Origin of the sequence: Brevundimonas sp. AJA228-03 (assembly GCF_017795885.1) — a bacterium.
Classification (GTDB): Bacteria; Pseudomonadota; Alphaproteobacteria; order Caulobacterales; family Caulobacteraceae; genus Brevundimonas.
Genome location: NZ_CP059297.1, coordinates 1,358,034 through 1,370,298 on the forward strand (window position 1 = coordinate 1,358,034; position 12,265 = coordinate 1,370,298).

General features: G+C 66.3%; 9 protein-coding genes, 1 tRNA gene and 1 pseudogene. 3 read left to right on the top strand and 8 right to left on the bottom strand.

The window, feature by feature from the left end; genetic code table 11:
• The first annotated feature begins 115 nt into the window (after positions 1–115).
• Together HZ989_RS06745 and HZ989_RS06750 are read left to right on the top strand one after the other, a co-directional pair.
• Positions 116–790, top strand: a complete 675-nt coding sequence (locus HZ989_RS06745) for an HAD-IA family hydrolase (RefSeq protein WP_209322835.1) — start codon at positions 116–118, stop codon at positions 788–790.
• Positions 787–1,545: an ATP12 family chaperone protein gene (locus HZ989_RS06750; protein ID WP_209322836.1), complete on the top strand. Its 759-nt coding sequence runs from the start codon at positions 787–789 to the stop codon at positions 1,543–1,545. The genes HZ989_RS06745 and HZ989_RS06750 overlap by 4 nt, the downstream gene beginning before the upstream one ends.
• A 3-nt stretch (positions 1,546–1,548) precedes the next feature.
• On the opposite strand, the gene HZ989_RS06755 is transcribed toward HZ989_RS06750, so the two are convergent.
• Positions 1,549–3,666, bottom strand: a complete 2,118-nt coding sequence (locus HZ989_RS06755) for a DEAD/DEAH box helicase (RefSeq protein ID WP_209322837.1) — start codon at positions 3,664–3,666, stop codon at positions 1,549–1,551.
• Positions 3,667–3,861: 195 nt separating this feature from the next.
• Between HZ989_RS06755 and HZ989_RS06760 the strand changes: the two genes are divergently transcribed.
• Positions 3,862–6,228: a pre-peptidase C-terminal domain-containing protein gene (locus HZ989_RS06760; protein WP_209322838.1), complete on the top strand. Its 2,367-nt coding sequence runs from the start codon at positions 3,862–3,864 to the stop codon at positions 6,226–6,228.
• A 255-nt stretch (positions 6,229–6,483) separates the two neighbouring features.
• On the opposite strand, the gene HZ989_RS06765 is transcribed toward HZ989_RS06760, so the two are convergent.
• The 7 genes and pseudogenes from HZ989_RS06765 to HZ989_RS06795 all read right to left on the bottom strand — a co-directional run bounded on the left by HZ989_RS06765 (position 6,484) and on the right by HZ989_RS06795 (position 12,230).
• Positions 6,484–6,843, bottom strand: coding sequence for a hypothetical protein (locus HZ989_RS06765; protein WP_209322839.1), 360 nt, complete (start codon positions 6,841–6,843; stop codon positions 6,484–6,486).
• 134 nt (positions 6,844–6,977) lie between these two features.
• On the bottom strand, positions 6,978–7,304 hold the full coding sequence (locus tag HZ989_RS06770; RefSeq protein ID WP_209322840.1) for a hypothetical protein: 327 nt from the start codon (positions 7,302–7,304) through the stop codon (positions 6,978–6,980).
• 746 nt (positions 7,305–8,050) lie between these two features.
• Entirely contained in the window at positions 8,051–8,467 is a 417-nt protein-coding gene (locus HZ989_RS06775; RefSeq protein ID WP_209322841.1) for a hypothetical protein, read from the bottom strand.
• A 169-nt stretch (positions 8,468–8,636) separates the two neighbouring features.
• A pseudogene (locus HZ989_RS06780) lies at positions 8,637–9,019 on the bottom strand (IS5 family transposase); the annotation flags it as partial.
• Between the two features lie 558 nt (positions 9,020–9,577).
• Positions 9,578–9,652: transfer RNA gene (locus tag HZ989_RS06785), tRNA-Val, on the bottom strand.
• A 64-nt stretch (positions 9,653–9,716) separates the two neighbouring features.
• A complete protein-coding gene (locus HZ989_RS06790) occupies positions 9,717–11,006 on the bottom strand; it encodes a dicarboxylate/amino acid:cation symporter (RefSeq protein ID WP_209322843.1) in 1,290 nt (429 codons plus the stop codon).
• A 507-nt stretch (positions 11,007–11,513) separates the two neighbouring features.
• Positions 11,514–12,230 (bottom strand): HAD-IA family hydrolase, encoded by a 717-nt coding sequence (locus HZ989_RS06795; RefSeq protein ID WP_209322844.1) that lies wholly within the window; start codon positions 12,228–12,230, stop codon positions 11,514–11,516.
• Between the last annotated feature and the right edge of the window lie 35 nt (positions 12,231–12,265).

A 12,265-nucleotide genomic window follows, 5' to 3' on the forward strand; every position in this document is an offset into this window, starting at 1 on the left:
GGGGGACCGCGGAGCGGTGGAGGGGGACAGCCTCGGACACCGGCTTCGGATCAGGCCCCCTCCGTCGCGGCGCGAAGGCGCGCCGCGCCACCTCCCCCGACGGGGGAGGATTTCGATGAAGCGACCCCTCGCCGTGTTCGACATCGACGGGACGCTGGTCGACAGCCGGGCGTCGATCCTGCAGGCGGCGACGGAGGCGGCGCGGCACCTGGGCCTGCCCGATCCTCACTATGACCGCGTGCGCCAGATCGTGGGACTGAGCCTGCCGCATGCGCTGGCGGTGCTGGAGCCGGACCTGGGCCCTGCCGAGCTGGAGCGGTTCACCGAGGCCTTCCGGGCCAGTTTCGGGCGGATGTTCGACGCCGGCCATGAGGAGCCGCTGTATCCGGGGGCGATGGAGACCCTGCGTTGCCTGCATCGCGACGTCTGGCGCCTGTCGCTGGCGACGGGCCAGAACCGGCGGGGCGTGGCACGGAACCTCATGCGGGAAGGCTGGGGCGAGCTGTTCGTGTCGTCGCACTGTGCCGAGGACGGGCCGGGCAAGCCGGACCCGGCGATGCTGCGGGCGGCGATGGCGGCGGCGGGGGCGGATGCGGCCTCGACGATCATGATCGGCGACACGGCCCACGATATCGCCATGGCGCTGAATGCCGGGGTCCGGCCGCAGGGCGTGGGCTGGGGCTTTCACACGCCGGAGGAACAGATCGCGGCGGGTGCGCCGCACGTCGCCACCGACTTCGCCGACCTGGAGGTCGCGCTGGACCGTTTCGCCTCGAGAGCCTTCGCATGAGCCACATCCCGCCGCTGGACCCCCGCGTCGCCGCCAGGAAGGGGTTTCGCGAATCCGAGGAACGGCTGAAGCGGTTCTGGACGAATGCCTCGGTCGAGCCGGACGAGGGCGGCCATGTCGTGCTGCTGGACGGCCGCGCGCCAAAGACGCCCGCGCACGCCCGCTTCGTTCTGCCGACCGAGGCGGCGGCGTGGCTGGTCGCCGACGAATGGGCCGCCCAGGGCGAGTTCATCGAACCGGGCACCATGCCCGCGACCCGACTGGCGGCCACCGCCATCGACCGGGTCAGCCAGACGCGCGAGCCGGTGGCCGACGAGATCGCGTCCTATGTGGGGTCGGACCTGCTCTGCTACCTGGCCGAACACCCGACTTCTCTGGTCGTCGAGCAGACGCAACGGTGGGCCCCGTGGCGCGACTGGGCGGCGGCAGACCTGGGCGTCCATGTCGAGGCGACGCAGGGGATCATCCATCGGCCGCAGCCGCCGGAAAGCCTCGACCGCGTGCATGCGCTGGCGCTGGCGCTGGACGACTTCGCCCTGACCGGGCTGGCCACGGCCGTGCCGCTGTTCGGCAGTGCGATCCTGGGGCTGGCGGTGCAGCGCGGCGCGCTGGACGGCGCGGCAGCGTTCGAGCTGAGCCGCCTGGACGAGGCGTTTCAGGAACGCCAGTGGGGCGTCGACGCTGACAATGCCGAACGCACCGAGACCCGCCGTGCGGAGGCGGCGTTGCTGGACCGGTGGTTCCGGGCGCTCTAACCCCTAGCCGTTCGGCTTCTTCTTGTTCCTGAACGGTTTCTTGTCGCCAGCGGGCTTTGCGGCGGGCTTGCCGCGTGCGTCCCGGGTGGCCCAGGGGCGGTCGCCGCCCTTGGGTTTGCCCTTCCACGGTTTTTCGCCGGGTGCCGAGGGTGCGGCGTCGCGGTTGACCCAGGGCTTCTTGCCTTCGGGCGTCGGGGCGTCGGCCGTGCGTTTCACCCAGGGTTTCTTCGCCGGGGCGTCGCCGGTCTCGACCTTTCCGGCCCAGGGCGTGCGTTCGACGGCCTCGGGCTTGTCGCGCTTGACCCACGGCTTCTTCTCGAAGGGCGGCTTGTCAGCACGCGGGGCGCTGTCTCGGGGCGCGCGATCATCCCCGGTCTTGCTGGCCCAGGGCTTGCGCTCGGGACGTTCGGGGCGGTCGCCGCCGACCGGCGTCTTGTCCCAGCGGCTGGCGGGGCGTTCCTTCGGTCCCGGCGCGACGGCGTCCTGAACGGTCACGCCGTCCTCGGTCGAGGCGGCGACGGCGGCCCTGAACCGGGCCTCGGCCTCCCTGGTGATCTCGAACTTGGTCTCGCGGTCGAAGATCTTGATCGAGCCGATGTCGCGCTTGGTGACATGGCCAATGCGGCAGAGGGTCGGCAGCAGCCATTTCGGATCGGCGTTCTTGTCGCGGCCGATGTTGATGCGGAACCAGGTCATCTCGCCGCTCCGGGCGAAGTCCTGGAACGGCGCATCGGTCTGGCCGCGCTCGTTCTTGCCGGTCTCCTGCTGACGCTTCATGCGGTCGTCGTCATAGACGTCCTCGGGCGCGGGCAGCTTCTGGCGGTACAGGCGGATCAGGGAGGCGGCGACCTGTTCGGGCGTGGTGCGCTCCAGCAGCAGGCGGCCCAGTTCCAGCGCCTCGGCATCCTCGACCGGGGCGGTCAGGGCGGGGTCGGCGAGCAGGCGTTCGCGGTCCTTCTCCAGGATCATCTCGGCCGACGGCGGACCCGACCATTCGGCGACGATGGCCGCCGACTGCAGCATCAGCTCGACCTTGCGGCGGCGGGTGTAGCTGACCAGCAGGACGGAGACGCCCTTCTTGCCGGCGCGACCCGTCCGGCCCGAGCGGTGCAGCAGGCCCGCCTTGTTGACCGGGATTTCGGCATGGATGACCAGACCCAGGTCGGGCAGGTCCAGACCGCGCGCGGCGACGTCGGTGGCGACGCAGACGCGGGCGTGGCCGTCGCGCAGGGCCTGAAGCGCCTCGGACCGCGCGCTCTGGGTCAGTTCGCCGGACAGGCCGACGACGGAGAAGCCGCGTTCGCGAAGGCTGGCCGTCAGGTGCTTCACCCGCTCGCGGGTGTTGGCGAACACCAGGGCACCGGGGGCCTCGAAATAGCGCAGCACATTGACGACCGCGAGTTCGATCTCGTTGGGCGCGCAGCGGATGGCCTTGTACTCGATGTCGGCGTGGGACTTGGTGCCCGACACGGTGTCGATGCGGACGGCGTCGCGCTGATAGGTCCGGGCCAGCTGGACGATGTCGCGGGCCAGGGTGGCGCTGAACATCAGGGTGCGGCGGGTGGCGGGTGCCGCCTCGAGGATGAAGGTCAGGTCTTCCTGGAAGCCCATGTCGAGCATCTCGTCGGCCTCGTCCAGCACGACGGCGCGGGCTTCGGACAGGTCGAGCGCGCCGCGTTCCAGATGGTCGCGCAGGCGGCCGGGCGTGCCGACGACGATGTGGGCCCCCCGCTCCAGCGCGCGACGCTCGACCTTGGGGTCCATGCCGCCGACGCAGGCGACGATCCGGGCCCCGGTCTGGGCATAGAGCCAGGTCAGTTCGCTGGCGACCTGCTGCGCCAGTTCGCGGGTGGGGGCGATGACCAGGGCCAGGGGGGTGCCGAAGTCGGTGAACCGCTCGGCCTCGCCCAGCAGGGTGGGGGCCAGCGCCAGGCCGAAGGCGACGGTCTTGCCCGATCCCGTCTGGGCGGAGACGAGCAGGTCGCGGCCAGCCCCGGCCTCGACGCCGCCGTCGTCCGACAGGGCGGCTTCCAGCACGGCGGCCTGGACCGGCGTCGGCTCGGCATAGCCGCGTTCGGAGAGAGCGCGGTCGAGCGCGGGATGACTGGCGGGGAAGGGCATGGGATTTCCGTAGGGCGCTTCGCCCGGATTGGCGAGGCTGCAGGTCGTTTTGGGAGGGCGGGGCCTATGCTCCCCGATCAAGGCCGAATGGTGGTGGTGGCCGAATGATGTCGAAATCTGATCCCGGCTACGCGACGGGATGACAGCGCAGCCCGGGACGGGCAGTGTGCCGCCGTTATTCGGGGGGGAATCTCAATGCGCAAACTGCTGTTTTCGACGGTCCTTTCGGTCACCCTGGCGGGCGGGTCTTTGCTGACCGGGCCGGTCTGGGCCCAGACACAGTTGCGGCCGGGCGGGCAGACCCAGGGCGAGCTGGGACGCGGGGACGACCAGCTGGATTCCGGCGAGTACGTCGACATCTATGAGGTGCAGGGCCGGGCGGGTCAGCCGCTGTCGGTGACGATGCGTTCGGACGACTTCGACACCTATCTGATGGTGCGGGGGCCGGGCGATTTCGAGCAGGACAACGACGACGGCGGCGACGACGGCACCAACTCCATGCTGGACGTGCGGCTGCCGGTCGACGGAACCTACCGGATCACGGCGACCAGCTTCGAGCCCGGCGAAAGCGGACGGTATTCGCTCAGCCTGGGGGCAGGCGGCAATGGTCCGCGCGGCGGCAATATGGGCGGAGACGCAGGCGGGGGGGGCCTGTCGCCCGATCGCCCGGCCAGCGGCGTTCTGGCGTCCGGCGACCGGACCCTGTCGACCGGAGAGTTCGCCGATATCTGGAGCTTCCCGGTGCGGCGCGGCCAGACCTATTCCGTCAGCCTGAACGCCAGCGACTTCGACCCCTATCTGATCCTGCGCGGACCGGGCGGCCTGTCCGAGGACAATGACGACGACACCGGCCAGCGCGGTACCCGCAACAGCCGTATCCGCTTCACCGCCCCGGCCGACGGGACGGCGAGCGTGTCGGCCACCAGTTTCGCGAGCGGCGAGACGGGGCGTTATCAGATCGCGCTGGAGGAGGGCGGTCGCGGTTCGGGTGGGCCGGGGCGGTCCCAGCAGGGGGCCTATCAGCCGCCCGAGCGGCCCGTGCAGGGCGCGATCACCGTCGGCCAGACCGTCAGCGGATCGCTGGGGCGCGGCGATCGCCAGCTGGATTCGGGCGAATACATCGACACCTACACCGTGCGGGGACGCCGGGGTCAGCAGCTCGACCTGCGCCTGACGGGCGACGGTTTCGATCCGTACCTGGCCATTCAGGGCCCGGGCGGGTTGTCGGAATTCAACGACGACGACTCCGAAGGCGGGGGTCTGGACAGCCGCCTGTTCGTGACCCTGCCGGCCGACGGCGAGTACCGCGTCACGGCCACCAGCTATGAGGCCGGGGAGGCCGGGGACTATCGGCTGAGCGTCGTTCCCGCCACGGGGCGCGGGCAGGCCGGTCGGCCGCAGCAGGACAGCTATGTCGAGAACGACCGCGGGCGCCGCGAGGTGGCCGGCGGCACGATCCGCATCGGCGACACCGTGGGGGGCACGCTCCAGTCCGGCGACGACCAGCTGGAGTCGGGCGAATACGTCGACACCTTCACCTTCCGCGGCCAGCGCGGCCAGCGGGTGGCGGCGGAGCTGACCTCCTCGGCGTTCGACGCCTATGTGCTGATGACCACGCCCTCGGGCGAGCAGCTGGAGAACGACGACGGCGAGGACAGCACCGACAGCCGCCTGGACACCGTCCTGACGGAAGACGGCGAATACACGGTCGCGGTGACCAGCTATCAGCCCGGCGAGACCGGATCGTATCGCTTCAGCGTACTGCCCAGCCAGGGGTCGCAGCGTCAGGCCGCCGTGCCGGGCGGTCCGCGCGTGTTCGCCATCATGGTCGGCATTTCCGACTACGGCGATGAGGCCAACAACCTGCCCTATACCGACGAGGACGCCGAGAAGCTGGCCGAGACGCTGGACCGCGAGGGCGTGCTGAACGCCTCCAGCGTGGTCCTGACCAATGCCGAGGCCACCGTGGCCGGCGTGCGTCGCGCCTTTACCGCCGTGGCGCGCGAGGCCGGGCCGGACGACATGTTCCTGTTCTTCTTCTCGGGCCATGGCAGCCAGGAAGACTCCGTCACCAGCGCCCAGGAGCCGGACGGCCGCACTGAAACCATCGTCCTGAGGGACGGAGAGATCACCGATCAGGAAATGGCCCGGCTGTTCAACAGCCTGGACACGCGGCTGTCGCTGCTGGTGCTGGACAGCTGTTTCTCGGGCGGCTTCGCGCGCAATGTCGTGGACCGGCCGGGCGTCATGGGGCTGTTCAGCTCCGAAGAGGATCTGACCAGCGCGGTGGCGGACAAGTTCGAGGCGGGGGGCTATCTGTCCCACTTCCTGCGGGCGGGTCTGGCCGGCGACGGCGACGGCGACGGGGACGGGGCGGTGACGGCGGGCGAGCTGGCCACCTATCTGCGGGCCCAGTTCGTGGCCGAGGTCCGGGGCGTGGAGTCCGAGACCATGGAGGGCCAGCGCAACTACCAGAACCTGGTCATCGACCGGGGCGGGGTGCAGATCGACGACATCGTGCTGCGCCTGGCGTCGTACGGCTCATCGGCGGGCGGTCTGTAGGCCGGCCAGCTGCAGCGTCGCGCCCGGGGATCGAACGGTGCCCGGGCCGGTGGAAAGCGATCCCTGCAATCCCGATTTCCGCGCCCGGTTCACCCGCCTTGCGTTGCCAGGTCATCAGTGCGCCATGGAATGTTCCATAGTCGCCGACATCATTCCCGTTGAATTCGCGATGGCAGCGATGGCCGGAAGAACGTCGAACATGCCCGCGTCCCTTGTTTATTCGGACGTTATTGCTCAGATGCGCTGTTCTTGAGCTCACTGGCTTTGCGGCATGCACTGCGACAAAGCAGGTTCAGCCACGTGTTGTCCAGTGTTGATTATATCAAGTATTTGACCTCGAAGCGTTTGGTATAAATCCTCCACCTGGCGGTCACTATAGCCGAGTTCTCGACCAATTTCGATCGCCTTACGCTTGAAATCAGATGCTGCCGCCTCACCTGATCCACGAAATCCTTGATCATCCAGAGTCGTCGCGTCAAAGGCTTCGTGAGCCAGACTGAGCACCGCTGCGCAGTCCGTGGCATGGTCAAGGTTCATTTCAAGGTCGGGATGTGGGGAAGGACGGTCCCACTGTGAACCCGAAATGGCAATAACGGCCAGAAGAACGTCAAGCATATCTAACTCCTGAGTGTGGACACGTGTTTCCTGACTTCCATGCGACATCGCGCAGCGGAAGCGGTGCATTGTGTCTCCGGGCTTATCGAACTGAAGACATACGGCCCCCCCGGGCCACGTGCGTCTGCGCCCGACTATCGTCTCAGGACACAGAGCGCGTGGGGAAAATCGACAGGATTAGGCTGGCCGGTGTAGCGCGGCCCTTTCTGGAGACTGCATTCGTCATCGAGCGCATAACGCGGGATCTCGAGCCTTTGTTTTTCAAATGTAGGGTATCCCCGATCGATCCGACAATACATGTTATCGCCGATCTGTTCTGCTTGGGCAGCGTCACCATACCAGCGACGGCAGACTGCGTTCCAGTCGATGGGAATACTGTCCTGACCCGGGTCCTGAACCCTGGCTATGGATGGCGCAGCCGGTGCGGCCAGGGCCAGCATGGCGGACAGGGCGAAAAGCACGCGTCGAGATGGCATCCTGTTCCCTCATGACGGACGGCCCGACCCCCGGACGAGGCGATTTCAGCGCCTGTCCCGATCGGCATCTGGCCGCAGTTGATCTAAGGACCAAGGGTATCCAGACGGGTTCGCCGGTCAAACCGTCCGAACCTGACGGGTCCGTGGGGCGTGCGTCCGATCAAGCGGTGGCCGACCGCGCGCCGGCCCGCCGGACCGCCATGCGTTACCGGGGGCGGTCCACGCGTACGCCCGGCAATCTCAGGCACTGCTCCCAATACGGCCTCGGAAAAGGAGAGAACCCGCTGGTCCGCTCTTCTGCGTCCCGGCGGCGAACGATTTCGTCCAGACCATCGATGTATCGCATGCCGCGTTCTTCAATAAGGTTGAACAGCCCGGCCAAGTCTCATGCAGGTTTGCACATTTTCTGAACCAAAGACTTCGGATTGTATGCCTTGGCTTACGAGGCGTTGGTCGGCTTCACGCAGGGCATCTCTTCGTGCGTGAATTGCGTCAAAAACTCCCCCGGTGACTGGGACGCCATGGGGTAGACTAATCGCTGACGTTGCCAGGATGTTGTAGAAGCTATATAAAGTGTCTTGCCGATACGCATTGCCAGGCCGATTCATGGCCTCACTGAGAACGGCTGCGCAATTGACAGCGTTTTCGTAGGTCGGCTCAAGGTCATTGCTCGGTGAACCCGAGATGGCCACGACAGCCAGAAGCACGTCCAACATATCAAACCCTCTAGTTTATCGAAGTCCCAATTCGTGTGTAAATTCATAAAGATGATCGGAAAGTTCCAGGCACCTTGTCACAATTTCTGGATTAGAAGGCACAATTTCTGGATTAGAGAGAGCAGAGTCAACGGCTGGCTTCATCGCGCGTTCAACGGGTTCACGCATGGCAAGTTGTCGTGCTGCAACTGCCTCATCAACAGCGGCAGAGCTAGCGGCAGATCTCCAGTCTATTTCGGGTGCGAGCAAGCGCGCTGCGTACTTCAATCGATTTATGTGAACAGTAAACAAATCAACGTAACCATCAAGGGCATCATACCTACTCCTCAAATAGAGAACGGCTGCGCAATTGACAGCGTTTTCGTAGGTCGGTTCAAGCTCATCGCTCGGTGAACCCGAGATGGCCACGACAGCCAGAAGCACGTCCAACATATCTACATCCTGATTTCGATCATCCGGTTTTTCGAACAGCGCACGACATCGCGCACCGAGCAGTCAATAATGTCATCGAGACGGGTTTGCCGGTCAAGCAGTCCGAACCTGACGGGTCGGTGCGACGTGCGCCAGATCAAGCGGTGGCCGACCGCGCGCCTGCCCGCATGTGGACCTTGGTCGTCCGACCGCCGCGCGACCGGCCTATGGCGTGAGCTGAGGCCCCCCTTTTGCGCCCGCCGCCGAGCGGTGCGCCTTGACCGAGGTCGAGTCGATCATGGCCGTCACCGGCGGGTCGGCCGCCTCGCCGAGCGACGCCAGGATCCGCTGCCACAGACCTCGCTTGCTCCAGCGATTGTAACGGTTGAACACCGTCGTATAGGGCCCATAGACGTCCGGAAGAGCGCGCCAGCGACACCCCTCGCGCAGCCGATGAACGATACCCGAGATCACCCGGCGATCATCCACCCGCCGCTTGCCCGTATAGACCTTGGGGATGTGCGGCTCGATCACAGCCCACTGCGCGTCCGACAACCAGAAATGATCCGCCATGATCCAAGCCTCCTCAGAAGCTTGACTCACAATAGTCAGATCAACTCAATTGCGTATATTACACAAAAATCCTTCTCATGTAAAGTAAAGGGCAAGGTACACGCAACTTGGAATTTCTACAACGCGGTGATCTCCGTTTGCATTTATCTCTCGTCTTCGCGCTTCCACGTCATTAACAACGTCGGATTCGCTCTTGTTAAGTCCGCTTTGAGCGGCGAACACGCGCGCTCCCCTCAACAACCTACGTCTGGCCTCCGGAACATCATTCATCTGCTGTGCATCTTGCAAAATGGCTAAGCAAGTGACAGCGTTTCCATAGTTCGGATCAAGCCATGGGCTCTGTGAACCCCAGTTGTACTGTGAACCCGAGATGGCCACGACAGCCAGAAGCACGTCGAACATATCTACCCCCTGATTTCGATCATCCGGTTTTCTGAACGGCGCACGACATCGCGCACCGGGCAGTGAACAGTGTTATCGAGGCGGTTTCGCTGGTCAAGCATTCCGAACCTGACGGGTCGGTGTGACGCGCGCTTCATCCGTCCAGGAGGGAATGAATGGTGGATGCGACAGGGATTGAACCTGTGACCCCCTCGGTGTGAACGAGGTGCTCTCCCGCTGAGCTACGCATCCATCTCGGGCCCGGATCACCGGGGAGGCGGGGACATAGCCCGCTCCCCGACAGGTGGCAAGGGGATCAGATCCCCGCTGCGACCACCGTGTCGGGCGTCGCGGCGTCCGGGTCGCCGGGCAGCCAGGCGACGTGGCCGTCATAGATGCCCTGGTTCAGGATGCTCTCTTCCTTCGCCACCAGAACGGGGACCAGCATCTGGCCGGTGACGTTGGTGGCCGTGCGCATCATATCGATGATCCGGTCGATGGCGACGATATAGCCGATGCCCTCCAGCGGCAGGCCGGCCGTGGACAGGGTCAGGGTCAACATGACGATGGAGGTGCCCGGCACCCCCGCCGTCCCCAGCGAGCCCAGGATCGCGGTCAGGCCGATCAGGACATACTGGGTGATCGTCAGGTCGATGCTGAAGTACTGGGCGATGAAGATGGAGGCGATGGCCGGATAGATGGCTCCGCAGCCGTCCATCTTCACATTGGCGCCCAGGGGCGCGGCGAAGGCGGCATAGGCCTGGGGCACGCCGAGCCGCTCGACCGTCTGGCGCAGGGTGATCGGCAGGGTGCCGAGCGAGGAGGAGGTGGCGAAGGCCGTCTGTTGCGCGGCGAAGGCCCCCCGGAAGAAGCTGGCGGCCTTCAGCCCGTGCAGCTTCAGCAGGCCGGAATAGACGATCAGGATGTGGAACAGGCAGGCCGCATAGATGGCCAGGATGAACTTGCCCAGCGGCAGCAGCGCCTCCCAGCCATAGCCGCCGACGACCGAGCCGATCAGGCCGAAGACGCCGAACGGGGTCAGCTGGATCACCCAGCGGGTGATGCGGAAGACGATGGCGGCGCCCTCGTCGACCAGCCGCCGCGCCGTCTGGGCCCGGTCGCCGAGCGCCACCAGGGCCGCCCCGACCAGGGCCGAGAAGAAGATGATCTGCAGCACCTTGCCCTCGGCCAGGGCGGCGAAGGGATTGGTCGGGACGATGCCGATCAGCACCTCCAGCGGGGTGGGGATGTCGCGCTCGCGCACCTCGCCCAGCGGCAGGTTCGACAGGCCGAGGCCGGGATTGATCAGGTGGCCGAAGGCGAAGCCGACCAGCACGGCCAGCAGGGAGGTGATGGCGAACCACAGGATGGTCCGCGCCCCCAGCCGGATCGCGCCCGCCCCCGCACCCAGTTTCGCGATCGAGGAGGCGATGGTGAACAGCACCAGGGGCGCGACCACCATCCGGATCAGGTTCAGATAGACGTCGCCGATCGGCTGGAGCCAGACCTCCGCCCGCTCGCGCAGGATCAGCCCGGCGACGATGCCGAGCGCGAATCCGAAAGCGGTGCGCTGCCACAGGGGAATGGCGAAGAAGCGTGCGAGCATGAGGCGGTCTTTCCGGAGGGGCACCGCAGCATCGGCGTCCACGACCCAAACCGCAACGGCCTCGGTGACGAGGGTTTCAAACGCCAAGGTTTAGAAAATCTCGCGCCGGGGTTCAGGCAGGCGGAAGGTTCGATACGCACCGAGAGGAAAGGGACATCATCATCCCTTGTCGCGGCCCCGCCCGTCGCCGCCCATCCCGCCATCCTCGGTCACCCGCGGATCGAGACGGCGCGGTCGGACTTCGACGCGGCGAGGGCGGCGACGCGTCGCACTTGATCGGAGGCATTCCCCCGGTCACATTTCCCTTGGATTAACCGCTAGGTCAGGCCTGCGCATGACTGAGTCCTCTGAAGATCAAGCGCCGAGGTCGGCGCTAAATCGCCTGGGCAGCCTCATTGCGTCGGCGGCGTCGATCGCCCTCCTGGTTCTTATGCTGGCGCGACACATGGGCTGGCTGGAGTAAGCCCTGTCCGATGCCCAGCTTGCGCTGTGGCCTGGTCTGGCCCCTCAGACCCCCGTCATTGCCCGTACCACATAGTGGTCGACCACGATCATATCGACGGCCTCTTCCACGTCCTCGAAGGCATCGACGATGATGTCGCCGCCCAGATCCTCGACCGGAATGGGCGTGTAGCCGAAGCTGACGAGCACGCAGGGGATGCCGGCGTCCTTCGCCGTGCCGGCGTCGGGGGCGGCGTCGCCGACCATGATGGCGCGGGCCGGGTCGCCGCCGACCGAGGTGACCGCCTCGATCAGGTGGGCGCCCGAGGGCTTTCTTTCGCTGACGCGGTCGGGTCCGACGATGGCGGCGAAGTGGCGGGTCAGGTCGATCTTGCCCAGAAGCAATTCGGACAGGTCGCTGCGCTTGTTGGTGACGACGACGAGGGTCGCCCCGCGCGCCGACAGGGTCTCCAGCGTCTCGACCACGCCCTCGAACGGCGTGGACTCGTCGGCGATGTGGGCGATGTAGTCGGCGATGAAGGCGTCGAACAGGTCCGGGTCGCGGGCCTGGTCCAGCGGCGCGCCGGCCAGGGTGAAGCCGTGTTCCAGCAAGGCCCGCGCCCCGCCGCCGATCAGCGCCCGCGCGCCCTCCATCGGCACGGGCGGCAGACCCTTGAGCACCAGCATGCGGTTCAGGGTGCCCACCAGGTCCTGGTGCGTCTCGACCAGGGTGCCGTCCAGGTCGAAGGCCAGGGTCCAGCCTTCCAGGTCGCGTTCGATCATGCCCACATCTCCGGCCCGGAGCCTCCCGTCCGACC